This is a genomic window from Mycoplana sp. ABR4_002 (assembly GCF_056159645.1).
Window position 1 is genome coordinate 2499484 of record NZ_JBSWVO010000001.1, and the last position, 23397, is coordinate 2522880.

21 protein-coding genes are annotated in these 23397 nt (G+C 67.2%); 11 read left to right on the top strand and 10 right to left on the bottom strand.

Translation table 11 applies throughout. The features are described 5' to 3' along the window. Positions 1 to 28 precede the first annotated feature (28 nt). Together ACXAGF_RS12065 and ACXAGF_RS12070 are read left to right on the top strand one after the other, a co-directional pair. Positions 29 to 2632 carry an ATP-dependent helicase gene (locus tag ACXAGF_RS12065; RefSeq protein WP_475017322.1) on the top strand — a complete coding sequence of 868 codons (2604 nt, stop codon included), beginning with the start codon at positions 29 to 31 and terminating at the stop codon, positions 2630 to 2632. Positions 2633 to 2853: 221 nt separating this feature from the next. Next, a complete protein-coding gene (locus ACXAGF_RS12070; RefSeq protein WP_475017324.1) occupies positions 2854 to 3288 on the top strand; it encodes a hypothetical protein in 435 nt (144 codons plus the stop codon). A gap of 206 nt (positions 3289 to 3494) precedes the next feature. On the opposite strand, the gene ACXAGF_RS12075 is transcribed toward ACXAGF_RS12070, so the two are convergent. Together ACXAGF_RS12075 and ACXAGF_RS12080 are read right to left on the bottom strand one after the other, a co-directional pair. Beyond that, positions 3495 to 4682, bottom strand: coding sequence for a DUF2778 domain-containing protein (locus tag ACXAGF_RS12075; protein ID WP_475017326.1), 1188 nt, complete (start codon positions 4680 to 4682; stop codon positions 3495 to 3497). A 378-nt stretch (positions 4683 to 5060) separates the two neighbouring features. Next, positions 5061 to 5279 carry a DUF1059 domain-containing protein gene (locus ACXAGF_RS12080; protein WP_475017328.1) on the bottom strand — a complete coding sequence of 73 codons (219 nt, stop codon included), beginning with the start codon at positions 5277 to 5279 and terminating at the stop codon, positions 5061 to 5063. A 199-nt stretch (positions 5280 to 5478) separates the two neighbouring features. Here ACXAGF_RS12080 and ACXAGF_RS12085 point away from each other — a divergent pair, with 199 nt between their 5' ends. Next, positions 5479 to 6228 carry a copper homeostasis protein CutC gene (locus ACXAGF_RS12085; protein ID WP_475017330.1) on the top strand — a complete coding sequence of 250 codons (750 nt, stop codon included), beginning with the start codon at positions 5479 to 5481 and terminating at the stop codon, positions 6226 to 6228. A gap of 60 nt (positions 6229 to 6288) precedes the next feature. After that, a complete protein-coding gene (locus ACXAGF_RS12090; protein ID WP_475017332.1) occupies positions 6289 to 6780 on the top strand; it encodes a CreA family protein in 492 nt (163 codons plus the stop codon). Positions 6781 to 6818: 38 nt separating this feature from the next. Here ACXAGF_RS12090 and ACXAGF_RS12095 read toward each other — a convergent pair whose 3' ends face one another. From ACXAGF_RS12095 to ACXAGF_RS12105, 3 genes are all read right to left on the bottom strand, one after another. Beyond that, positions 6819 to 7364, bottom strand: coding sequence for a hypothetical protein (locus ACXAGF_RS12095; RefSeq protein ID WP_475017334.1), 546 nt, complete (start codon positions 7362 to 7364; stop codon positions 6819 to 6821). Positions 7365 to 7372: 8 nt separating this feature from the next. Next, on the bottom strand, positions 7373 to 8011 hold the full coding sequence (gene pncA, locus ACXAGF_RS12100; RefSeq protein WP_475017335.1) for a bifunctional nicotinamidase/pyrazinamidase: 639 nt from the start codon (positions 8009 to 8011) through the stop codon (positions 7373 to 7375). A gap of 176 nt (positions 8012 to 8187) precedes the next feature. Continuing rightward, on the bottom strand, positions 8188 to 8652 hold the full coding sequence (locus tag ACXAGF_RS12105; RefSeq protein WP_075292239.1) for a chemotaxis protein CheW: 465 nt from the start codon (positions 8650 to 8652) through the stop codon (positions 8188 to 8190). Positions 8653 to 8895: 243 nt separating this feature from the next. On the opposite strand from ACXAGF_RS12105, the gene ACXAGF_RS12110 reads away from it, so the two are divergent. From ACXAGF_RS12110 to ACXAGF_RS12125, 4 genes are all read left to right on the top strand, one after another. Next, positions 8896 to 9054: a hypothetical protein gene (locus ACXAGF_RS12110; RefSeq protein ID WP_475017339.1), complete on the top strand. Its 159-nt coding sequence runs from the start codon at positions 8896 to 8898 to the stop codon at positions 9052 to 9054. A 123-nt stretch (positions 9055 to 9177) separates the two neighbouring features. Further along, positions 9178 to 9777 (top strand): SCO family protein, encoded by a 600-nt coding sequence (locus ACXAGF_RS12115; RefSeq protein ID WP_475017341.1) that lies wholly within the window; start codon positions 9178 to 9180, stop codon positions 9775 to 9777. Between the two features lie 169 nt (positions 9778 to 9946). After that, positions 9947 to 10825: a 50S ribosomal protein L11 methyltransferase gene (locus ACXAGF_RS12120; RefSeq protein WP_475017343.1), complete on the top strand. Its 879-nt coding sequence runs from the start codon at positions 9947 to 9949 to the stop codon at positions 10823 to 10825. A gap of 549 nt (positions 10826 to 11374) precedes the next feature. Next, positions 11375 to 13216, top strand: coding sequence for an aminopeptidase P family protein (locus ACXAGF_RS12125; RefSeq protein ID WP_475017345.1), 1842 nt, complete (start codon positions 11375 to 11377; stop codon positions 13214 to 13216). 65 nt (positions 13217 to 13281) lie between these two features. On the opposite strand, the gene ACXAGF_RS12130 is transcribed toward ACXAGF_RS12125, so the two are convergent. The 4 genes from ACXAGF_RS12130 to panC form a co-directional block, all read right to left on the bottom strand. Continuing rightward, positions 13282 to 13596, bottom strand: coding sequence for an AzlD family protein (locus ACXAGF_RS12130; protein ID WP_475017347.1), 315 nt, complete (start codon positions 13594 to 13596; stop codon positions 13282 to 13284). 1 nt (position 13597) lies between these two features. After that, entirely contained in the window at positions 13598 to 14311 is a 714-nt protein-coding gene (locus ACXAGF_RS12135) for an AzlC family ABC transporter permease (protein ID WP_475017349.1), read from the bottom strand. A gap of 152 nt (positions 14312 to 14463) precedes the next feature. After that, on the bottom strand, positions 14464 to 15288 hold the full coding sequence (panB, locus tag ACXAGF_RS12140) for a 3-methyl-2-oxobutanoate hydroxymethyltransferase (RefSeq protein ID WP_475017351.1): 825 nt from the start codon (positions 15286 to 15288) through the stop codon (positions 14464 to 14466). 2 nt (positions 15289 to 15290) lie between these two features. Continuing rightward, positions 15291 to 16166 (bottom strand): pantoate--beta-alanine ligase, encoded by an 876-nt coding sequence (gene panC, locus ACXAGF_RS12145; protein WP_475017353.1) that lies wholly within the window; start codon positions 16164 to 16166, stop codon positions 15291 to 15293. A 291-nt stretch (positions 16167 to 16457) separates the two neighbouring features. Between panC and ACXAGF_RS12150 the strand changes: the two genes are divergently transcribed. From ACXAGF_RS12150 to ACXAGF_RS12160, 3 genes are all read left to right on the top strand, one after another. Further along, entirely contained in the window at positions 16458 to 18452 is a 1995-nt protein-coding gene (locus ACXAGF_RS12150; protein WP_475017355.1) for a DEAD/DEAH box helicase, read from the top strand. A gap of 227 nt (positions 18453 to 18679) precedes the next feature. Then, a complete protein-coding gene (locus ACXAGF_RS12155; RefSeq protein ID WP_475017358.1) occupies positions 18680 to 20335 on the top strand; it encodes a sulfatase-like hydrolase/transferase in 1656 nt (551 codons plus the stop codon). 137 nt (positions 20336 to 20472) lie between these two features. After that, positions 20473 to 21210 carry a PAS domain-containing protein gene (locus tag ACXAGF_RS12160; RefSeq protein WP_475017360.1) on the top strand — a complete coding sequence of 246 codons (738 nt, stop codon included), beginning with the start codon at positions 20473 to 20475 and terminating at the stop codon, positions 21208 to 21210. A gap of 22 nt (positions 21211 to 21232) precedes the next feature. Here ACXAGF_RS12160 and ligA read toward each other — a convergent pair whose 3' ends face one another. Further along, positions 21233 to 23386: an NAD-dependent DNA ligase LigA gene (gene ligA / locus ACXAGF_RS12165; RefSeq protein ID WP_475017362.1), complete on the bottom strand. Its 2154-nt coding sequence runs from the start codon at positions 23384 to 23386 to the stop codon at positions 21233 to 21235. Between the last annotated feature and the right edge of the window lie 11 nt (positions 23387 to 23397).

A 23397-nucleotide genomic window follows, 5' to 3' on the forward strand; every position in this document is an offset into this window, starting at 1 on the left:
TTCGCCCCCGAATCGCTACATTGGGCGCATGATGAGCGGTTACGACGACATTCCCTTCTTCGACGACGAGGATCCGACGCTGAAGAAGCCCCCTGCCCCGGAGCCAAGGCCCGGCCTCGCGCCCGCGGGCGGCATCGCCGCGCGCGCCATGGCGGCCCGCGATGCGGCCCGCACGCCCGACTATCTCTCCGGGCTCAATCCCGAGCAGCGCGAGGCGGTCGAGACGCTGGACGGACCGGTTCTGGTGCTCGCCGGCGCCGGCACCGGCAAGACGCGGGTGCTGACGACCCGCATCGCCCATATCCTCGCCACCGGCCGGGCCTATCCCTCGCAGATCCTCGCGGTGACCTTCACCAACAAGGCCGCGCGCGAGATGAAGGAGCGCATCGGCCTGCTCGTCGGCGGCACCGTCGAAGGCATGCCCTGGCTCGGCACGTTTCACTCGATCGGCGTCAAGCTCTTGCGGCGCCACGCCGAACTGGTCGGACTGCGATCCGACTTCACCATTCTCGACACCGACGATGTCGTGCGCCTGATCAAGCAGCTGATCCAGGCGGAGGGCATCGACGACAAGCGCTGGCCGGCCAAGCAGTTCGCCGGCATGATCGACACCTGGAAGAACAAGGGGCTCGACCCGGCGCAGATCCCCGAGGGCGACGCCCGCGCCTTTGCCAATGGCAAGGGCCGCGAACTCTACACCGCCTACCAGAACCGGCTGAAGACGCTCAACGCCTGCGACTTCGGCGACCTGTTGCTGCACCCGATCCGCATCCTGCGTGCCAACCCGGACATCCTGAAGGACTACCACCAGAAATTCCGCTACATCCTGGTCGACGAATACCAGGACACCAACACCGCCCAGTATCTGTGGCTGCGGCTTTTGGCACAGCGGTCGCCGGCATCGAGTGGTCTGCGAGCTCCGGCCGATGCCCGGCCCGGCCAAGCGGCCGTCGGCCCCGATGGCGCCCCCCCGCGGAGCGAGCCGCGCAGCGGCGACAGCGTGAGCGCGAGCGAGAAGCAGCAGATAAACATCTGCTGCGTCGGCGACGACGACCAGTCGATCTACGGCTGGCGCGGGGCGGAGGTCGACAACATCCTGCGCTTCGAGAAGGACTTTCCCGGCGCCAGGGTCATCAAGCTCGAACGCAACTACCGGTCGACCGCGCACATACTGGGTGCCGCCGGCCACCTCATCGCCCACAACGAGGGCCGGCTCGGCAAGACGCTGTTCACCGACCGGCACGATCCGGATGACGGCAAGGTGATCGTGCATGCGGCCTGGGACTCCGAGGAGGAGGCCCGCGCCGTCGGCGAGACGATCGAGAGCCTGCAGCGACCGGATCGCAACGGCAGGCGGCACAACCTCAACGACATGGCGATCCTCGTGCGGGCCTCGTTCCAGATGCGCGAGTTCGAGGACCGCTTCGTCACGCTCGGCCTGAACTATCGCGTCATCGGCGGCCCGCGCTTCTACGAGCGGCTCGAGATCCGCGACGCGATGGCCTATTTCCGCCTCGTCTGCCAGCCGGCCGACGACCTCGCCTTCGAGCGCATCATCAACACGCCGAAGCGCGGCCTCGGCGACACCACCGTCCGCAACCTGCACGACTATGCCCGCGCCCGCGACATTCCGATGCTGGCGGCGGCCGGCGAGATCACCGAGACCGACGAGCTGAAGCCGAAGGCGCGCAAGGCGCTGTTCGACGTCGTCGCCGACTTCAAGCGCTGGTCGGGCCTGCTCGAGACCCTGCCGCATACCGAGCTCGCCGAGCAGATCCTCGACGAGAGCGGCTACACCGCCATGTGGCAGAACGACAAGTCGGCGGAGGCTCCGGGCCGGCTCGAGAACCTGAAGGAACTGATCCGTTCGATGGAGCAGTTCGAGAGCATGCGCGGCTTCCTCGAGCACGTCGCGCTCGTCATGGACGCCGAGCAGAACGAGGATCTCGACGCGGTCTCGATCATGACGCTGCACTCGGCCAAGGGGCTCGAATTCGAGACGGTGTTCCTGCCCGGCTGGGAGGAAGGGCTGTTCCCCCACCAGCGTGCGCTCGACGAGGGCGGCCGCGCCGGGCTCGAGGAGGAGCGCCGCCTCGCCTATGTCGGCATCACCCGCGCCAAGCGCAACTGCCACATCTGGTTCGTCTCCAACCGACGTATCCATGGCCTCTGGCAGTCGACCATCCCCTCACGCTTCCTCGACGAACTGCCCGAGGCCCATGTCGAGGTGGCCGAGACCGATCAGAGCTATGGCGGCTACGGCCGCGTCGGGTACGGCCAGTCCCGCTTCGACCGGCAGGAACCGTTCCAGAACGCCTATGCCACCCCGGGCTGGCGCCGGGCGCAGGCGAACAGGACGGACGCGACCCGCGACAACTGGGGCAACCGCTCCGGCCATGCCGTCGAACGCATCGGCTATGGCGAGAGCGGCCCGCGGGTGCGCACGATCGAGGGCGAGCTTGTCGCCAAGTCGACCGCCACCGAGCCGTCGCGCTTTGCGGTCGGCGACCGCGTCTTCCACCTGAAATTCGGAAACGGCAATATCGCCGCGATCGAGGGCAACAAGCTGACGATCGAATTCGACCGCGCCGGCCAGAAGCGGGTCCTCGACGGCTTCGTGGAGCGCGTGTAGTCGGCAGCGGCCCCGCCGGACCGAAGCCGACCTGCAAGAGGGCCGGCGCCTGGCGCGCATCGGTGCGGCCACAGAAGGGCGCTCGCCTGCAGCGGCGGCAGAAATAGCCGTTGGATTCCTATCGTGATTGGACTTCTTCCCTCAGTGGAGTCACGCTTTCCCGAGGGGGTAACTGTGAGCATTGGGGGACGGAACATTCATCCTCTGAATGGGAGTCCAAGATGAAGCATCAAACGGTCGAACAACTACGACTTGTTGCAGAAGTCGAGACCTTTCCGGCTCAGACACTGAACCGCAAGGAGCGCCTCGAGCGCTGGGCGGAACTGCTCGAGCGGAATCCTCATTGGCACCTTTCGACCTTGCGCCAGACCGAGCACCAGTCACCGAGCGTCCGCGCCAACATGCGCGGAGACGGGTCACCGATCTCGGTCGCCTACAGCGATCCAATGCTGCGCGCAGCCGGGCTGGCCGACGACACCTACGGCGAGGCACGGCGGTTCTTCGAACTGTCCGATGACGAACTGCACGAGGTCATCTGCTACTGCCACTACGGATCCGCTGTGAGTGCGGCAACGGCAGCGGCACAGATCCGGGCAATTCTGGCGCCGAAACCGCCTGGATTCTTTGCAACCCTGCGTCGGCTGTTCATGGCCTAGCGCCCACCACCGGAAATCGGTCACGGTTTCCGGATACGGAATCGCATGCGGGCACAAGGTGTCGAACGGACCCTTGGGCGCGGCGTCTGGCGCGCGGGCGCGACTGTCGACGTCGCCGGGAGCTTGAACGGCACGGGGTTGGCGTGCACGCAATATGATGGGCCGCCAGGCTTCCGGTCGCACCGACCGGCAGCGTGGCGGCTTTGTCAGCTTCTTTTGCCGAAGATCGCAGCAAGCCGCTGGCTTCCCATGCTGGGCACCACGACGAGCGTGTCGATCTCGCCGCGCTTGTAGGCGGCGAGGAAGCGCGGATAGTTCTTGAAGGCGACGCAGCCATGCGAGTTGCCGTTCCGTCCCAGCAGGTAGGAATGGGTCAAGAGGCCGTCGCGTCCATGCGGGTTGACGCCGTCGACCGGTGTCATCCGTAGCGCCTGGACGCCGTGGAACAGCTTTTCCCGCATCGACAGCCGGAACACGCCGGGTGGGGTGGAGCCGCGCATCTTCACGTGAACATATTTGGGATTGTCGCGCATGTTGGCGATGCCGGAATGCGCCTCGAGGCGCTCACCGTTCGGCAGGTGCACGACGCCGGCGGAAATGTCGTAGTAAGCGGTTCGCCCCCGTGAGCGATGACGCGTGCCGAACAGGCTGGGCCGCGTCTCGCGCCGGACCGCATCATCCGTGTCGACCTGGGCCGGGTTGGCATAGGCAAGTTCCCTTGCGGCCGGCTTGGCCCGCCGCGCTTCGGGCTTGCCATCTCCCGCCCGCGCCAGCGCCTTCGGCCGGGCCTCGGGCAGCGGGATGGTATCGGGCAGTTCTGCGGTCTCGGCCCGGTCGGCCTCCGGCATCACGAGGTCAAAGGGCTTGCCGCGCGCGCCGTCGCGCGCGACGCGCGGATCGACGAGTGCGGCCACCATGGTCGGCTGGGCAGCGGCCGGCAGGGCCGCCGCAAGCACCTTCTCCGCCGGCGGCGTCCTGAGCGCGGCAAAGGCTCTCGCCCGCTCCGCTGCCTTCAGCTTCAGTTCCGACGCCGCCAGCGCCACGCGCCGGTCGTGATGCGCCCTGATTGCTGCTGCCGTCAGGCCGGCCGGCCACAGCTGGTCGGCCGGCGTCTTCGACAGCCGGGCGAACTTGCGCACCTTGACGTTGCGCTCGACGGGTGCCGCCCGGCCGACCGCCGGCAGGTCGAGCGACGCCTGCAGCCTGCCCTGCTTCGGCGCCGCCGGATCGGCCATGGTGTGAACCGTCGCCAGCGCAGCCGTGATCCAGGTCGCGGCGGTGACCGCGAGGCAGACGACGACGGCTGCGAAGAGCGCGGCGCGGGATTTTCTGGAGAAAGGAAGGAGCGCCTTGCGGGAAGGGTTGTCACTGCACGCTGCGACGGATGACGCCATGATACTCGCTATCCATAGAACTGGTTACTCGACCCGTCGCCAATCGAAGGATTGTCGTCGGGACCGTCATGACGGCGTCGAGCGCCGATTTTTTTGGCGCCCCGTGCCATGCATGCTGGTCAAAACAATGACGGAAATAGTGTCAAACTATGGTAAGCAATTCCTTTACGCCGATTGACAGGCGTGCCATCGCCCCCATCGCCGGAGCGAATCGCGCAGCCTTTTCAAGGCGGTTTGCAACGATACCTGAAGCGGTTTGGAAGAGCGCCGAGCCATGGCAGCCTCGCATCGCAGCCGGCTGACTTATCGGGCAGCGGTGCGGTCGGGGTAGCGGGTGGCTTTGGCCCTGAGCCGGTCGGACGGCAGGGACGCCGGCGATCAACGCACCGCGTGGATCGGCCACTTCAACGGCGGCATGCCGTCATGGATGGCCTTGCGGATCTCCGCACGGAACTCGGGCGTGTCGTGATGGCCGTGCACGGACACGGCATGCAGCACCGCAGCCTCGACGAGTTCCTCGTCGCTATCCGCCGAAATCGCGATGGAGCATTGCATCTCGCTCGGATATTCCCGGCAATCGATAAATTTCCGCCCCATGGATCCCTCCAGAAGCTGTGGCCGGCATTCCGGCCGGAACGTCCCTGAGAATACGGCGCGTCCGGCAAAAGGACAATTCACAACAGGCACCTGCCCGCAACGATAGCGGCACCGGCTCGCCAAGCCCCATTGCCGACGCGGCCCGGCCGCCCTAACGTGCCCGCGGAATCACAGATGGCACACATGGGAGACATTTTGCATGGCAGCGCCGCTCATCGAACTCTGCGTCGAAGGCATTGACGGATTTCTGGCGGCTCAGGAGGCAGGCGCCGACCGCGTCGAGCTGTGCGCCAGCCTGGTGGAGGGCGGCCTTACGCCGAGCCTGGCGACGATCCGTGCGGCGGTGAAGGCGGCGCGCATTCCCGTGCATGTGATCATTCGCCCGCGCGGCGGCGATTTCCTGTACTCGCAGACCGAGTTCGAGACGATGCGCGAGGACATTCATGCCCTGCGCCCGGAGGGCGTCGCCGGCGTCGTCATCGGTTGCCTGACGGCGGACGGCCGCATCGACGAGGAACGCATGCAGGCGCTGGTGGAGGCCGCGCGACCCATGTCGGTCACCTGCCACCGCGCCTTCGACATGACCGCCGACGCCGCCGAGGCGCTGGAGGCGCTGATCCGCTGCGGCGTCGACCGGGTGCTGACCTCCGGCCAGCGCGACACCGCGCTGGAAGGCCTGGAGATCCTGGCGTCGATCAACCGGCAGGCGGCTGACCGCATCGTGATCATGGGCTGCGGCGCGCTCGACGCCGACAACATCAAGGCGGTGCGCGACGGCGCGGATCTCCGCGAGATGCATTTCGCCGCGCTGAAGACGGTGCCGAGCGGCATGGAATTCCGCAATCCGCATGTTGGCATGGGCGGCACCGAAAAGGACCGCGAATACGAACTGACGCTGACCGACCGGGACGCCGTGCGCGCGACGATCGCGGCCGCCAAGGGCGCCTGATCCGGCAAATGCGCGGGCGGCTCCTCGCCCGCGGACGTCGAAGTGCAAGGAGAACGAACGATGACCGTGCCGTGCTTCCGCCTCGCCCTTGTGGCCGCCCTCTCCCTTGCCACAGCCAGCGCCTCGGCCGAGACCGTCGGTGAAGTCGGTGTGGACTGGATGGGCAATGACATCATGATCGACGCCGTCAGCGACCCGGAGGTCAAGGGCGTCACCTGCCACATCACCTATTTCGACCGCGGCGTGCTGGACCGCCTTCAAAAGGGCAACTGGTTCGAGGATCCGTCCAACAACGCCATCGCCTGCCGGCAGACCGGCCCGATCACGATCGGCGACATCGACTTTTCCGAAAGTGGCGAGGAGGTCTTCAAGGCCGGCCTGTCACTGGTCTGGAAGAAGCTGGTGGTAACGCGGATCTACGACCGCAAGAACGATACGCTGATCTATCTGGCCCACTCGCGCGAACTGACCGACGGGTCGGCGAAGATGTCGATCTCGACGGTGCCGTTGTTCGGCGGCGACGTCACCTGGGCGAAGGGAAAGCCGGACTAGCGGACGCCCGCGCGTGCGGGCGCCGTCCTCTGGTGACGTCACATGACGATGAAGGTGACGCTGCCGTCGGCGTTGCGTTGCACCTCGACGATATCCTCGACATCGACCTGCCTTGCCTGCAGGGCGGCTGCCAGATCCGGAATGTCCCGGATATCGGCCTGAAGACGGCCCACATCCGCAGACGGGCCGTCCGCCATATGGCGGTAGCGGTCGCGCTCGTTCTCGTCTGACATCTCGTCGACCCGCATGACCGTAATCCTCGTGATATCCACGGCCTTGAGGTCTTCAGCGCCCGGGCCGCCCGGCTTGACCGCGCCGGTGGTCATCGGATCCGCCCAGGTCGCGGTGGGCGCGGCGGCTGCGGGCTTGCCGCTGTCGGCCGCGGCCTGCGCCATTTCCGTGACCGCCGGGCGCGGCGTCGGCACCGGCACGGTCATGCCGTCGATCGTCGTGGCGGCGAAGCTCGATCCGGCAACGGAGGCAAGAAGGATGGAGGCGATGGCTGCGAGCGGTTTCATCTTTTTCTCCCTGGGCGCGGCTGGCGCTTTGGCAAGGAGAATGCCCGCTCGCAGGGTTTGTTCCACTTGGCCGCCTAGCCGGCGCCTGCCTCGCGCAAAATTTCGACCGAGGTCACCGTCTCGACGCCCGCCTCGGCCATCGCCTGCTTTGCCGCCGCGATCGTCTCGGCAGCGATACCGCGACTCATGTCATCGATGAAGCGGACGCGCACGCCGGGCAGCATCTCGACCGCGTCGACCGCGCTCGCTTGCACGCAGTAATCGGTGGCCAGTCCGCCGATGTCGAGCCGGGTGACCCCGCGGCCGATCAGGTAGTCCGCAAGCCCGGTATGGGCCGTGCGCTCGTTGTCTCGGAAGGCCGAATAGCTGTCGACCAGCGGATCCATGCCCTTGCGCTGGATGTGGTGCACCGCGGACATGTCGAGAGCGGGATGGAAATCGGCGTCCGTCGTCCCCTGGACGCAGTGGTCCGGCCAGAGCACCTGTGGCCGCCCTTTCAGTTCTCCCGTTTCGAACGGCTGCTTGCCGGGATGCTGGGAGGCGAAGCTGCCGTGGTCGGCCGGATGCCAGTCCTGCGAGGCCACCACGAGGTCGTAGCCGCCCTCCGCCATCAGCCGGTTCGCCACCGGAATCACCTCATCGCCGCCGGCGACCGCAAGGTTGCCCCCGGGACAGAAGCCGTTTTGCAGGTCGACGAGCAGCAGGCATTTCATCAGCGGTACTCCGGTCGGGCGGGATGCAGGCCGAGGGCGGTCGTGAGCGTGATCTTAGCGCAACGGCTGCGGATCGAGAAACCGCCCGCGGCGCGTGTCGGCTTCGGCGGGGCGCGCAAATGCCAAGGCCCCGGCCGCTTGCCGGGGTCCTCGGTGCCGTTCGGCCACTTCGTCGATCAGGCCGCCTGTGCCAGTTCGTCGGCGATGACCGTATCGAGGTTGAGGAAGCAGACCATGGTCTTCTCGAGCGCGACGATGCCGCGGCAGAAGGCGCGCTGGGCTTCGGGGATGATTTCCGGCGCCGGCTGCAGGTCCTCGCTCTTGATGGTCATCATGTCCGAGACCTGCTCGACCAGCAGCCCGACCAGCTTGCCGGCGATATCGGTGACGATGATGGCCGAGCGTTCCGACGGCTCCGTCATCTTCATGCCGAGTCGGCAGGCCATGTCGATGACCGGGATCACCGCGCCGCGCAGATTGATCAGCCCGAGCACGTAGGGCGGCGTGTGCGGCATCGGCGTCACCGGGGCCCAGCCGCGAATTTCCCGGATGGCCATGATGTCGATGCAGAACTCCTGGTCGCCCAGGTGAAACGAGACGATTTCGAGGTAGGCGCCGGTTTGCTTGATGGCGTTGGACATGGATCGGACTCTTCCCAGATTGCGGCGGCAGGATTCGCGAATGCGCGGGAGGCCTCGGCGGCCTGCGGACCTCATGCCCGACGGACCGCGGGCGGCCCTATACGCCCCGGCAGCCTCGCAAACAGAGATTAAGCAACCCCTAAGAATCGCTCCCAGATCCGTTGGGTCCCGGCCTCGGGACGCCCGGCCGCGATCGGGCGTCGCCGCATTTCGTTTCCTCCGGATTTGCACTACATTGTCGCCATGAACCAGAACCGCACCACCGTCCGGACCGGCATTGCCTACGCCCTTGGGCTTGCGCTTCTCGCCGTCCTGTTCTCGCTGGCCTTTGCCGGCTGGATCGGGCACGGGTCCTCGATCCTGCTCTCGATGGCCGAAAGCGGCCTTTCCTGGTGCTTCTAAGCTCTCAGGCGATCACTTTCTCGCGAGAGGCCGGTTGCGGCGATCGGCGCATTTGCGCGCTGCCCGCCAGCGATTTAAGACAACGGCAAACGTGGCCGTCAGGCCGGAAATTGGGAAAATTGCATGAAAACCGTACGCATAGCGCTCTGGATCGCCATCGCTGTCCTTGCCGGCCTGCTCGGCTGGGTCACCATTGAATGGAAGAGTGCCGGCGAGAAGCTGGCCGAGGGGCCCTTCGGCGTACCCTTCACCCTCGTCGCCCAGGACGGCAGCCCGATCACCGAGGCGGCCTTCGCCGGCAAGCCGACCGCCCTCTTCTTCGGCTTCACCCATTGCCCGGAGGTCTGCCCGACGACGCTGTTCGAACTCGATGGCTGGCTGGCAAAGACCGACCCGGACGGCTCGAAGATGCAGGCCTATTTCGTCACCGTCGACCCCGAGCGCGACACGCCGGAAGTGCTCGGCAGCTATGTGTCCAACGTCTCCAGTCGGATCACCGGCATCTCCGGCCCGGCGGACAAGGTGATGGAGATGGTCAAGGGCTACCGTGTCTACGCCCGCAAGGTGCCGGTCGACGAGAAAAATCCTGACGGCGAGTACACGATGGACCACACCGCATCCGTCTTCCTGCTTGATCGGGAAGGCCGCTTCCGGGGGACCATCGCCTATGGCGAGAGCCCGGACGTGGCCGTCCAGAAGCTGGAGAACCTCATCGAGGGGTGATCCCTGTGCCGCCATGGAAGCCGGGGCCGGCACAGAGGCTGTGATCACCGCGCCGGACCCGGCGCGCCAGCCTGCCGAACAGCTTTGCTCCGTGTGCCAGACATGCTAGCGGATGCCGCAGGGAACGGGCCGGACACGATCGGCCCGGCAAGCAGGGAACGACCCGACCGTGAGCGAGATTCGCCTTTTCATCACCACGACCGAAGAGGACGCCAACGCGATCCTCGCGCTGATGACCGACGCCTTCGAGGACGAGGGCTATGCCATCGCCACCATGGAGATCGACGAGAAGGCCGACGTCTGGGAGGCCTCGGTCTACCTGATGGCCGATGAGGAGGAGGAGATCCGCGCGCGTTTCGCCGCGCTGCTGAAGGCGGACTTTCCCGGCGCCGACATCAAGCGCGAGCAGATCCCCGACGTCGACTGGATCGCCAAGTCGCTCGAGGGGCTGCAGCCGGTGCGCGCCGGGCGCTTCGTCGTGCATGGCTCGCATGACCGCGGCACGGCCGGGCCGGGCAAGATCGCGATCGAGATCGACGCCGGCCAGGCCTTCGGCACCGGCCACCACGGCACGACCGCCGGCTGCCTCGAAGTGATCGAGGCCGTGATGCGTTCGCGCAGGATCTGCTCCGCGCTGGATCTCGGCACCGGCAGCGGCGTGCTCGCCATCGCCGCCCGCCGGCTCGCACCGATCCCGGTGCTGGCGACCGACATCGATCCGATTGCAACGAGGGTGGCCCGCGAGAACGTGCGCAAGAACGGGATCGCCTCCGGCATCACCCTCGAAACGGCGCCCGGATTTCATCACACCGCCTTCCGCCGGCATGGCCCATTCGACCTGATCATCGCCAATATCCTCGCCCGCCCGTTGATGCGCATGGCACCGCAGTTGGTGGCGCATCTGGCGCCGCACGGACAGGTCGTGCTGTCGGGAATCCTGGCCAGCCAGCGCTGGAAGGTGATCGCCGCCTATAGCGGCGCCGGGCTGCGCCACGTGCGCACCATCTGGCGCAACGGCTGGGTGACGATCCACCTCGACCGGCCCTGAGGCCGGTCGAGCGGACCTGGCGCGGCGGCCGCCATCCGCCTTCGCCTGGAGAGATTGACAGGAATCCTTCCGGCCGCGCAGGGTTGCGGCCGGAAGGCTCTGGAAAGAGAAAAGGCGGTGCCAGAGGCACCGCCCATCAGCCGGTTTCCCGACCTGTCCGCGAGCCTGAGGAGGAGGAGCGCTCGAGCGGACATCCAAGTGCTCCGAACGCCTACCCGCAGGAGGGAGGAGGAGTGACCGGGCAAGCGCCTGATCGGAGCACCTAGCTGGAACGCCTTGCGGCGAAACCTTCGTTTTAATTTCGTTTCGAGCGCTTTTTGCGTTCGTTTCGATGGCCGCTTTATAGCCGAGCCGAAAATTTATGACAGAAGAATTTGCTCATGGGAGATATGCGCAAAACGCATGGGTCAAGAATCAGGCCAGCGCCGATCGCCAAGCTTCGAGACGCTCCCGCGCGACGCCGAAGCCGATAGTCAACCGCGGCGGATTCCCAATCCCCCCGGGATGCACTAGGGTTTCGACGAATCCATCCCCGTTCGGAAACAAGCCATGTTCCAGAGTTTTGACGTCACCTCTACCCCGCAATTCGGCCGCGAACGCGTCGAGGCGCTGCGCGCCAGCTTCGACCCGCTCGGGATCGACGGCTTCCTCGTGCCGCGCGCGGACGAGTTCCAGGGCGAATACGTGCCGGCAAGCGCCGAGCGGCTGTCCTGGCTGACGGGCTTCACCGGTTCGGCCGGCATCGCGCTGGTGCTGCGCGGCGAAGCGCTGGTGTTCGTCGACGGCCGCTACGTGACGCAGCTGGCCGAGCAGGTCGACGCCAGCGTCTTCAAGCGCGGCGACCTCGTCGGCGAGCCTCCGCATCAGTGGCTCCCCAAGCACGCGACGAAGGGCCTGCGGCTCGGCATCGATCCCTGGCTTCACACCGGGGCGGAGGTGCGCAAGCTTGAAAAGGCGCTCGCCGGCGTCGACGGCAGGCTTGTCCTGCTCGATCACAATCCGCTCGATCGTCTCTGGACCGACCGGCCGGCCGCGCCGCTCGGTCGCGTCCGTATCCAGCCGCTGGAATTCGCGGGCGCACTCGCCAAGGACAAGATTGCCGCCATCGCCGGCAAGATCGGCGAGGCCGGTGCCGACGCCTTCGCGGCGACCGATCCCTCGACGATCGCCTGGCTGTTCAACATCCGCGGCAGCGACGTTCCGCACACCCCCCACCCCCTCGCCCGCGGCATCGTCCATGCCGACGGCAAGGCGGAGATTTTTGTCGACAAGCGCAAGACCGGGATCGAGGAGGAGGCCTACCTCACGCAGCTCGCCGACGTCGCCCCGCCCTCCGCCTTCGAGGAGCGGATCGCGGCCCTGTCGCAGGCGGGCAAGCGGCTGCTGATCGACCCGGACCAGGCACCGTTCGCGCTGGCCGAGGCGATCCGGGCCGCCGGCGGCACGGTGGTCGAGGCGGGAGATCCGGCCCGCCTCCCCCGCGCCTGCAAGAACGAAGTCGAGCTTGCCGGCTCGGTCAAGGCGCACCTGCAGGACGGCGCGGCAATGGTCGAGTTCCTGGCCTGGCTGGACTACGCGCCTGCGGGCACGCTCACCGAGATCGCGGCGACAAAGAAGCTCGAGGCTTGCCGCGCCGCGGTGGGCGAGCGCATGCAGAACCCGCTGAAGGATATATCCTTCGACACGATCGCGGGCGCGGCCGCCCACGGCGCCGTCATCCACTACCGGGTCTCGACCGAGACCGATGCACGGCTGGACGACGGCACGCTGTTCCTCATCGATTCCGGCGCGCAGTACATCAACGGCACGACCGACATCACCCGTACGGTTGCGATCGGTGACGTGCCGGAGGAACAGAAGCGCTTCTTCACGCTGGTCCTCAAGGGCATGATTGCGATCAGCACCGCCCGTTTTCCGAAGGGCACGCGCGGCTGCGACCTCGACCCGCTGGCGCGGATCGCCCTGTGGAAGGCCGGCGCCGATTACGCGCACGGCACCGGCCACGGCGTCGGTTCCTATCTGTCCGTGCATGAGGGGCCGCAGCGCATCGCCCGGCTGTCGACGCAGGAAATCCTGCCGGGAATGATCCTGTCGAACGAGCCCGGATACTATCGCGCCGGCAGCTTCGGCATCCGCATCGAGAACCTGATCCACGTCTTGCCGGCGGCCGCGGTCAAGGGCGGCGATACCGAGATGCTCGGCTTCGACACCCTGACGCTCTGCCCGATCGACAAGCGGCTGATCCTGACCGAACTCCTGACGCGCGAGGAGTTGCACTGGATCGACGAATACCACGCCCGCACGCGCGAGGGGCTGATGCCGCTAATCGAGGACCGGCGCGCCCGCGACTGGCTGACGGCCGCAACCGCGCCGTTCAGCCACGGCGTCTGAGCATCGGACATGCCTGCCGGACCGGCGTCAGCCGCTCCCCGATCCGGCGATCGCATGGACCGTCGTCAGCCGCCGAGCACGTAGCGCATCAGCATGACCGCACACCAGCCGACAACGAGCATCGGCAGCACGGAAAGGCGCAGGCTGGCGATCAGGGCGGCTGCCATGGCGACCTGCACGTCGGGGCCGCCGGTGAAGAAGGCCGGCGCGACCAGCGTCGTCAGCACCGCCGCCGGGACGGCATTCAGCGCCGCCTCCAGCCGCGGCGGGATCGTCTTCATCTGCATCATCAGCAGATAGCCGCCGATGCGGGTGCAGAAGGTGGCGACCGCACCGGCAAAGATGATCAGCACCATGTCGAGGTGGAAAAGCCCGTCCATCTCAAGCCTCCCCGGCCGCGCCCTGTCGGCGGGCATCGCGCTTCACCGGCAGCGCGGCGGCGAGCAGCATGCCGGCGATGGCGCCGATGCTGACGTGCCAGGGCGAGCCGACGGTGTGGTAGGCGATTACGGAGGCAGCGCCGCTCATGGCGACGACCGGCAGGAAATTCGCCCGCTTGCGGAAACCCAGGACCAGCGCCATGAAGTAGATCGGCAGCAACACGTCGATGCCGATCATCTCCGGATCGCCGATGAGCTGGCCGAATATGCCGCCGAGCACCGTCATCACCTGCCACGGCACGTAGATCACCAGCCCGAAGCCGATGTACCAGGCAAAGCTGACCTTGCGCCCGCTCTCGCCCCGACGGACCGTCTCGGCGAACTGCGGATCGGTCAGGAGGAAGAAGGCGAAGAACTTCTGCACCGGGGTGAAATGCCGGACGTAGGGCACGAGCGCGGCGGAATAGAGGATGTGGCGGAAGTTCACCGCGAAGATCGACAGCACGATCACCCAGGGGGCGATCTTCTGGCCGAACAGCTCGATGCCGACGAGCTGGCTGGCGCCGGCGAAGAGGGTCATGCTCATCAGCGCGGCCTCGGCGATCGTCTGCCCGTTGGCCACGGCGACCGCGCCGAACAACGCGCCGAAGGGCGCGGCCGAAATGCACACCGGCGTTCCGGCGCGCAGGCCTTCGAAGAAATCGGGCTTGCTCAAGGGACCATCTCCTGACCGTCAGGAGACCCGCTTAGTCCCGACCTGCGTTCAGCGCAATTGAATTGGCCTGATGCACTCATCGAAATTTCTGAACCATTGCGCCGACCGCCGGCACGGCACGGCGGCAGCGGGCCCGGAGCGGAACGCACCCTTCAGGGTCGCTTGACCTGGAAGGTGTGTTCCTGTGCCGGGAAGGTCCGCGCCTTGACCTCGTCGGCATAGGCGGCGAAAGCCTCGCTCATCAGCGGCGCCAGATTCGCGAAGCGCTTGACGAAGCGTGGCTTGAAGTCGGTGAAGACGCCGAGCACGTCGTCCACCACGAGCACCTGGCCGTCGCAGGCCGGCGAAGCGCCGATGCCGATGGTCGGGGCGCTCAGCGTGCCGGTGATCTCGCGCGCCACCGGCTCGACCGTCCCCTCGATCACGATGGCGAACGCGCCCGCCTCGTCGATCGCCGTGGCGTCGCGACGGATCTTCTCCGCCTCCTTGTCGTTGCGCCCGAGCGAGCGGTAGCCGCCGGTGGTATTGATCAGTTGCGGCATCAGGCCGACATGGCCGAGCACGGGAATGCCGCGCTGGGTCAGGAAGGCCACCGTTTCGGCCATCTCCGCACCGCCTTCGAGCTTGATCGCGCTGCAGCCGGTTTCCTTCAGCACCCGCGCGGCGCTGTGGAAGGCCTGCTCCTTCGATTCCTGGTAGGAGCCGAACGGCAGGTCGACGACCACGCAGGCATTGCTGGAGCCGCGCATCACCGCCTGGCCGTGCGCGATCATCATTTCCAACGTCACGCCGACGGTCGAATCCAGCCCGTAAAGCACCATCCCGAGCGAGTCGCCGACCAGCATGAAATCCACGTGCGGGTCGAGCAGCTTGGCGATCGGCGTCGTGTAGGCCGTCAGGCTGACGATCGGTCGCTGGCCCTTCAGGGCCTTGATGTCCGCGGGGGCAAGACGCCGCTTCGTTGCATGTACGCTCATGTTCAGGCTACCTTTGCTGCTTGACCGCCCTTGCCGCCGATGATCCGGTTGTCGAGCAGTTTCGTGCTACCGAACCGGACGAAAAGCAACAGAAGAACGGGGCTCTCGCCGACTTCGGCGATCTCTGCGAGTGTTACGGGGTCGCGCAGCGCGACCACCTCCGGCTCGGCCAGCGGCTCGGCGGCAATGAAGGACCGCACGCCCTTCTCGATCTTGCCGGCATTGCGCTCGCCCGCGGCGATCAGCCGGTCCGCCTCGTCGAGGGCGCGTGGCACGACCACGGCGGCGGCGCGCTGTTCCTCGGACAGGTAGACGTTGCGCGACGAGCAGGCGAGCCCGTCGGCCTCACGCACGGTCGGCACGCCGATCACCTCGAGCGGCTGCGCCAGATCCGCGACCATGCGGCGGATGATGGCCAGTTGCTGGAAATCCTTTTCGCCGAAATAGGCGCGGTCGGGACCAACGATGTTGAAAAGTTTCGTGACGACGGTGCAGACGCCGGCGAAATGCCCCGGCCGTACCGATCCCTCGAGTTCGGCGCCGAGCGTCGGCACGTCGACCACCGTCTCCATCGGCCGCGGATACATGTCCGCGACCGTCGGCGCGAACAAAAGGTCGACGCCGCCGGCCTCAAGCATGGCCTGGTCGCGCGGCAGGTCGCGCGGGTATCGGGAAAGGTCCTCGTTGGCGCCGAACTGCAGCGGGTTGACGAAGATCGAGGCGACGACGACCGCGTTTTCCGCGCGCGCCCGGCGGACGAGTTCAAGATGGCCGGCGTGGAGATAGCCCATGGTGGGCACCAGGCCGATCGCCTTGCCGGCCGCGCGATGGCGCGCGAGAGCCGCGCGCAAGCCCGCGATGGTGGTGATGGTCTGCATCGGGCGCATCCTCCGGTCCTACAGGCACCCGCTCCCCCGGGCACCGGCCGCCGGAAGCATCTTGGCTTTTTCGCGGCAGCGGCGCTTTCTATCTTGTGCAACGCAAAAACACAATCGCCATGCTGCCTCGGGCGGTGCCGACCCTGTACCCATGCGTGATTGTGCCTGTACATTTCCCCGGCTTCACAGTAGGAACGCCGCGACAAGCACTTGCAGCCATCAGGCGCAGGCGCGAGACGGCCCCCGCCATCGCGAGGGATGCCCTAACCGACGATATCCGAAAGACCTGAGATGACCGAATATGAAGGCCTCGCTCCGGCGATGGCGAGCGCGTTGGCAAAACGCGGCTACACCACGCTGACCCCCGTCCAGAAGGCGGTGTCCGACCCGAAGCTGAACGACGCGGACGTGCTGGTGTCGGCCCAGACAGGTTCGGGCAAGACCGTCGCCTTCGGCCTGGCGCTGGCGCCGACGCTGCTCTTGGGCGCGGACCGCTTCGGTCCGGCCGCGGCGCCGCTCGCGCTGGCGATCGCACCGACGCGCGAACTCGCCCTGCAGGTCAAGCGCGAACTGGAATGGCTCTACGGCGAGACCGGCGCCGCCATTGCCTCCTGCGTCGGCGGCATGGACATTCGCAACGAGCGGCGCGCGCTGGAACGCGGCGCCCACATTGTCGTCGGCACGCCCGGCCGCCTGCGCGACCATATCGACCGCGGCGCGCTCGACCTGTCCGAACTGCGCGCCGTCGTCCTCGACGAGGCCGACGAGATGCTTGATCTCGGCTTCCGCGAGGACCTCGAATTCATCCTCGACGCCGCGCCGCTCGACCGGCGCACGTTGATGTTCTCGGCCACCGTTCCGCGCGCGATCGAGGACATGGCGCGCAACTACCAGCGCGACGCCATCCGGGTGACGACGACCGCCGAACGCAGTCAGCACGTCGACATCGACTACCGGGCCCTGGCGGTGACGCCCGCGGACCGCGAGAACGCGATCATCAACGTGCTGCGCTATTACGAGGCGCCGACTGCGATCGTGTTCTGCTCGACGCGCGCCGCCGTGAACCACCTGACGGCACGCCTCAACAATCGCGGCTTCTCGGTGGTGGCGCTCTCGGGCGAATTCACCCAGAACGAGCGCACCCATGCGCTGCAGTCGATGCGCGACGGCCGTGCCCGCGTCTGCATCGCCACCGACGTCGCCGCGCGCGGCATCGACCTGCCCAATCTCGAGCTTGTCGTGCATGCAGACCTGCCCACCAACCCGGACACGCTGTTGCACCGTAGCGGCCGCACCGGTCGCGCCGGGCGCAAGGGCGTCAGCGCGCTGATCGTCCCCCTCCCCGCGCTGCGCCGTGCCGAGCGTCTGCTGGCGCTGGCCAAGATCAAGGCCGAGTGGGCCTCGCCGCCCTCCGCCGACGACATCCTTCGCCGTGACGACGAGCGGCTCTTGGCCGACCCGCTGCTTGGCGAGGCGATCGCCGAGGAGGAAAGCGGCTTTGTCGACACGCTTCTGTCCGCCTTCGAGCCGCGGCAGGTCGCCGCCGCCTTCGTCCGCCTCTACCGCGCCGGCCGCTCGGCGCCCGAGGACCTCGCGGAGGTGGACCTGAGCCGCAAGCGCCCCGCGCGCGAGCGAGCCCCGGCGGAGGCATCCGAGCGTCCCGCCCGCCGCCCGCGCGAAGACTTTGGCGCAGGGCGCTGGTTCTCGCTGTCGGTCGGGCGCCGGCAGAACGCCGAGCCGCGCTGGCTGATTCCGATGCTCTGCCGCGCCGGCAATCTGACCAAGGACGACATCGGCGCGATCCGGATGCAGCAGGAAGAGACCTATGTCGAACTCTCCGCCGAGATTGCCGAGGCGTTCCTGGCGACGATCGGCCCGAAGCGGCTGATCGACAAGAACATCCGCGTCAAGGCGCTGGATGGCGCGCCGGACATGGCGCCCGGCAAGCAGGGCAAGCCGCCGTTCGACAAGCCACAGCGCTTCCGCAAGGAGCGTGACTTCGGCGAGCGCGGCAACGACAAGCGGAAGTTCGAGAATCGGGCGAATCCGCGCGATGAAGCCGCGATCCGCAAGGAACGCGACGGGGCAATGACCGACCGGGACGCCGGCGGGGCGCCCGGCTGGAAAGACAAGGGTAAGGCGAAGCCCAGCCGCGGCAAGGATTTCAAGGACAGGGGGCCCGGGCACGCCGGTTTCGGCGGCAAGGGACCGCGGCCAGAACGGCCGCATGAAGACACCCCGGCCGGCAAGAACAAGAAGAAGAAGGTAAGAAAGTCCAACGGATAGTCGGGCATTTACCCAGACCGTCGGCGGCGGGCCTGACCCGCCGCCGGTGGACCAAGGCAAACGGCAGCAACGGCCTGCCGGACCGGTAGCGCCCGCCATTGCCGCGCGTTAACCGTCATGACAGTTTTGTGTCACGCCGACCACGGCCCTGCTCTATTCTGCCTGCCATGCGGGGCCTTCGAACAATGAACTTCACCGGACCAAACATCGCAAGGTTGTTTGCGGCATTGACGCACCCCGCCGGCGTACTCGTCAGCGCGGTCGTCTACTTTGTGCTCGTGCGTTATTTCGATACGCGCTGGCGATTCATGCCCTATACCTTCGCCGCCACCCTGACGATGGCCGCCCTGATCTTTGCGGTGACCCGGCGCTACGTCTTTTCGCTTTACACGGCAGGCACGCTTGTTGTCCTGGCCGCCCTGGTGTCGATGACGAAACATCGGCTCAAGGGGCTGGCGCTGCATGCCTATGACTTCGTCTTCACCGGTCTGGACAGCTCCGTCATCGAGTTTCTGGTCGCCAACTTCACATCGATCGCCATCGTCACCGTGACGGTGCTTAGCGGAGCGATCCTGTTCCTCGCCCGGCTCTATCGCGCCGACCGGCCGCTGGCGGTACCGCTCGCGCTTCGTTTTCCCGCCGTCTTCGCCCTCGCCGGGGCGGCCTATGCGGCCCATCCGGCGCACGATCCGGACGAGGCGAGCTTCCTGCCCTACATCGGCGGCTACAACGCTTCCGCCCTACCGCTGTCGGTCTGGAACCTGCCGGATCTGGTCACGGGGCTGCCGCTCTCGCGCCGGCTGGCGCACCTGCCGACCGGACAGCCCTTGGCAGACACGGTCGACTGCGGCCCGGCGCGGGCGCGGCCCGATCTGTTCATGATCCTTTCGGAAAGCCAGACCTCGCCGCTCGCGCTGCCGGAGATCACGACCCCGCCCGAGATCGTCGACAGCTTTCGTTCCGGCGACGGCACGATCAAGCCGCTGTTCGTCGAAACGGTCGGCGGCGGCACCTGGATGACCAACTTCTCGGTGCTCACCGGGCTGTCGACGGCCGACTTCGGCTGGCAGGCGGCCTATGTGACGCAGTTGCTGCAGGACAGGGTCAAGGGATCCCTGCCGGAGGTGCTCGCGCGCTGCGGCTACCGCACGGTCAGCATCATGCCGATGGAGTTCATGGCGATGCACGAGGGGCCGTTTCTGAAGTCGATCGGCTTCCAGGAGGTCCATGACGCCGACCGCCTCGGCATCAAGCCGATGACGGCGCGTGACAGCGACTACTTCTCCTACGCCGAGGCGCTGGTCGCCGAGCACCGCGCGAACGACGGTCGGCCGCTGTTCCTGCACATCCAGACCATGTACAGCCACGCCCCCTATGACAGCGTGCTGCTGCCGGCGCCTTCCGACCCGAAGCATGTCTTCGCGCAGGCCGCGGACATCAACGAATACATGCGTCGGGTCGCCGTGGCGCGGGCGGATCTCCGGGCGTTCCTCGAAAGCCGCCGTGCGGCGCCCGGACCGCGCGGCAGCGTCGTTGCCGAGTTCGGCGACCACCAGTCCTCGGCCACGCGCGATGCCATGCTGGCGCGGCATCCCGGCAGGCCGATCCTGACCGACCTGCGCTCGCCGATCTACGAGACCTTTTTCGCCGTGCAGGCCTATGGCACCGGTCTCGACTACGGCCTCCTGCGGCAGGCAGAGGATGCCCCCTTTCTCGCCGCGCGCCTGCTCGCAGCGGCCGGCCTGCCCAGCTCGCCGCTGTTTGACGACCTGCTCAGCCTGAGCGCGCAGTGTTCCGGGCGGTTCCACACCTGCGAGGACCGGCTGGCGGTCGACAGGAACCTGAAGCGGCGGGTCGACGCGGGCATGCTGGTCGTGCACTGACCGGCTGCAGCCGCATGGAATTGGCGTTGCGCGATGCCGTTTTTCGCTTCACCGCAAAGTCGAACAGTCCTATCCTCAGCACAACTCTGGAGCTGGCCGAATCGGGGATTGTGACGGCCACGTCTTAGGCGGGACCAATGACGAAAATGGAATCTCGGACGGCCCGTACGGGCCCTGCTGGGGCGACGGAACGCCTGACAGAGGCTTTCTGGGACCGCTATCGCCGCTTGCAGCAGGCCGTCGCCGCGGACGATACGCCGCTCGTCGATCGCCTTGACCGGGAGATGGTATCGTCGCTGAAGACGCTCGTGGATCACCAGGCCGGCGACGCGGCGGAACAGCATGCGCAGTTCACGGCCTTGCTGCGGGTCCTGCGCGAGGGCGCGGACGACGCATGCCTGGTGCGTATCAACGCTGACCTGATCGAATCGCTGCTGAGGCGCTACATCACCGTGCGGACCCGACCGGCCGACAGCAACGGCCTCCCCAGCGTCTCGGACCCGATCCTCAACGGCGCGCTCGACGTCGGCCAGCTCGATCGGCTCGCCGAGCGGGTCTCGGTCGTCACGACCGACTACCGCTATCTTTATGCCAATGTCGCCGATGCGGCGCACCTCGGCCGCAAGCCGCACGAGTTGATGGGCCGCCACCTGCGCGATGTCGTCGGGCCGGAGCGTTTCGACGCCCGCATCAAGACCAATCTCGACCGCTGCTTCTCCGGCGAGATCGTCGAGCACACCAACGCTCGCGAAACCGGCGGCAAGGTCGTCGTGATCAGGCGCAGGCTGACGCCCTGCTACGCCGAGGGCGAGCGGCTGGTCGGCGCGCTGGTCGTGATCCAGGAAGGCCCCGATCGCCGCCAGCGGAACGGCTGAGCGGCGCTCTCCGGCGAAAGGCTCACGCCTTGATCCGCTCGAACCACTGGTCCTCGTCGATGACCTCGACGCCGAATTCGCGTGCCTTGTCGAGCTTCGAGCCCGCCCCCGGGCCGGCCACCACCAGGTCGGTCTTCTTCGAGACCGATCCGGCAACCTTGGCGCCGAGCCGCTCGGCCATCGCCTTGGCCTCGTCGCGCGTCATCTTCTCGAGCGAGCCGGTAAAGACCACGGTCTTGCCGGCCACGGGGCTGTCGCCGGCAGCCGGTGCTGCCGCCGCTTCCGGCCGGACCTCCTTCAGCAGCCGCTCGATCACGTCGAGATTGCGCGGCTCCTTGAAGAACTCGACGATCGCCCGCGCGACGACCTCGCCGATGCCGTCGATGTCGTTGAGTTCGTTCCACGCCTCCCCGCTCAGGGGCGCCGCCGCCTTCATACCGGCCTCGAAGGCCGCATAGGTGCCGTAGGCCCGGGCCAGCAGCTTGGCGGTGGTCTCGCCGACATGGCGGATGCCGAGCGCATAGATGAAGCGATGGAGCGCGATGTCGCGCCGCGCGTTGATTGCGTCGAAAAGCTTGCGCACGCTGACCCGGCCGAAGCCCTCGATGTTCTCGAGCTTGGTCAGCGACGCGGCCTGGCGCTGCTCCAGCGTGAAGATGTCGGGCGCGGTGCGGATCGACAGCGCCGGGTCCTCGGCCTCGAAGAAGAAGTCAATCTGTTTCGACCCCAGCCCCTCGATGTCGTAGGCGTTGCGGGAGACGAAGTGCTTCAGGTGCTCCACCGCCTGCGCGCGGCAGACGAAGCCGCCGGTGCAGCGCCGGACCGCGTCGACCTTGCCGGACTTCTCGTTGATGTCGCGCACGGCGTGGCTGCCGCACACCGGGCAGGTCTGCGGGAACGCATAGGGCACGGCATCGGCCGGGCGCTTTTCCAGCACGACGTCGACGACCTGCGGGATCACGTCGCCGGCGCGCTGCACCACCACGACGTCGCCGACGCGGATGTCGCGCCCCTCGCGGATCGGCTCGCCGCTGTTGCCGACGCCGCGGATGTAGTCCTCGTTGTGCAGCGTCGCGTTGGTGACGACCACGCCGCCGACCGTCACCGGCTCCAGCCGCGCCACCGGCGTCAGCGCGCCGGTGCGTCCGACCTGGATGTCGATCGCCGTCAGCGTCGTCAGCGCCTGCTCCGCCGGGAACTTGTGCGCCGTCGCCCAGCGCGGCGAGCGCGAGCGGAACCCCAGCCGCTCCTGCAGGTCGAGCCGGTCGACCTTGTAGACGACACCGTCGATGTCGTAGTCGAGCTCCGGCCGGGCGAGGCCGATCTCGCGGTAGTGCGCAATGATCGCCTCCACGTCGGACAGCCGCTTCATCAGCGGATTGACCGGAAATCCCCAGGACTTGAGCACGTCCACCATGTCGAACTGGGTCTCGGCCGGCATCGCCGACATCTCGCCCCAGGCATAGGCGAAGAAGCGCAGCTTCCGGCTCGCCGTCACCGATGGATCGAGCTGGCGCAGCGAACCTGCAGCGGTGTTGCGCGGATTGACGTAGGTCTGCCTGCCCTCGGCGGCCATTTGCGCGTTCAGCGCCTGGAAGTCGCTCTTGGCCATGTAGACCTCTCCGCGCACCTCGGCCACGGCCGGCGCGCCCGCAGGCAGCCGCTTCGGGATCTCGGCGATGGTCAGGATGTTGGCGGTGACGTTTTCGCCGGTCGTGCCGTCGCCGCGCGTGGCGGCATTGACGAGCCGCCCGTTCTCGTAGCGGATCGACATGGAGAGCCCGTCGATCTTCGGCTCGGCCGTGAACGCGATCGAGCCGTCCGGCAGGCGGCCGAGAAAGCGGTAGACCGAGGCGATGAAGTCGCGCACGTCCTCGTCGGAGAAGGTGTTGTCGAGCGACAGCATCGGCCGGGCGTGGACGACCGGCGCAAAGCTCGGCAGTGGGGCGACACCGACCCGCCGCGAGGGGCTGTCGTCGCGAACAAGGGCCGAGAAGCGCGCCTCGATGGCGTCGTTGCGCCGCTTCAGCGCATCGTATTCCGCGTCCGAGATCTCAGGCTGGTCCTTGCCGTGATAGAGCGCGTCGTGTCGGGCGATTTCCGCCGCCAGGAAGGCGAGTTCGGCTGCAGCCTGGACCTCGCTCAGGTCTTCGACGGGGGTCTTTTCGGTCGCCATGGCTCACTCCG

Excerpts from the sequence above, each read along its gene's own strand:
- ACXAGF_RS12065 (WP_475017322.1), top strand. The coding sequence starts at position 29 with ATGATGAGCGGTTACGACGACATTCCCTTCTTCGACGACGAGGATCCG.
- ACXAGF_RS12070 (WP_475017324.1), top strand. The coding sequence starts at position 2,854 with ATGAAGCATCAAACGGTCGAACAACTACGACTTGTTGCAGAAGTCGAG.
- ACXAGF_RS12075 (WP_475017326.1), bottom strand. The coding sequence starts at position 4,682 with ATGGCGTCATCCGTCGCAGCGTGCAGTGACAACCCTTCCCGCAAGGCG.
- ACXAGF_RS12080 (WP_475017328.1), bottom strand. The coding sequence starts at position 5,279 with ATGGGGCGGAAATTTATCGATTGCCGGGAATATCCGAGCGAGATGCAA.
- ACXAGF_RS12085 (WP_475017330.1), top strand. The coding sequence starts at position 5,479 with ATGGCAGCGCCGCTCATCGAACTCTGCGTCGAAGGCATTGACGGATTT.
- ACXAGF_RS12090 (WP_475017332.1), top strand. The coding sequence starts at position 6,289 with ATGACCGTGCCGTGCTTCCGCCTCGCCCTTGTGGCCGCCCTCTCCCTT.
- pncA (WP_475017335.1), bottom strand. The coding sequence starts at position 8,011 with ATGAAATGCCTGCTGCTCGTCGACCTGCAAAACGGCTTCTGTCCCGGG.
- ACXAGF_RS12105 (WP_075292239.1), bottom strand. The coding sequence starts at position 8,652 with ATGTCCAACGCCATCAAGCAAACCGGCGCCTACCTCGAAATCGTCTCG.
- ACXAGF_RS12110 (WP_475017339.1), top strand. The coding sequence starts at position 8,896 with ATGAACCAGAACCGCACCACCGTCCGGACCGGCATTGCCTACGCCCTT.
- ACXAGF_RS12115 (WP_475017341.1), top strand. The coding sequence starts at position 9,178 with ATGAAAACCGTACGCATAGCGCTCTGGATCGCCATCGCTGTCCTTGCC.
- ACXAGF_RS12125 (WP_475017345.1), top strand. The coding sequence starts at position 11,375 with ATGTTCCAGAGTTTTGACGTCACCTCTACCCCGCAATTCGGCCGCGAA.
- ACXAGF_RS12130 (WP_475017347.1), bottom strand. The coding sequence starts at position 13,596 with ATGGACGGGCTTTTCCACCTCGACATGGTGCTGATCATCTTTGCCGGT.
- panB (WP_475017351.1), bottom strand. The coding sequence starts at position 15,288 with ATGAGCGTACATGCAACGAAGCGGCGTCTTGCCCCCGCGGACATCAAG.
- panC (WP_475017353.1), bottom strand. The coding sequence starts at position 16,166 with ATGCAGACCATCACCACCATCGCGGGCTTGCGCGCGGCTCTCGCGCGC.
- ACXAGF_RS12150 (WP_475017355.1), top strand. The coding sequence starts at position 16,458 with ATGACCGAATATGAAGGCCTCGCTCCGGCGATGGCGAGCGCGTTGGCA.
- ACXAGF_RS12160 (WP_475017360.1), top strand. The coding sequence starts at position 20,473 with ATGACGAAAATGGAATCTCGGACGGCCCGTACGGGCCCTGCTGGGGCG.
- ligA (WP_475017362.1), bottom strand. The coding sequence starts at position 23,386 with ATGGCGACCGAAAAGACCCCCGTCGAAGACCTGAGCGAGGTCCAGGCT.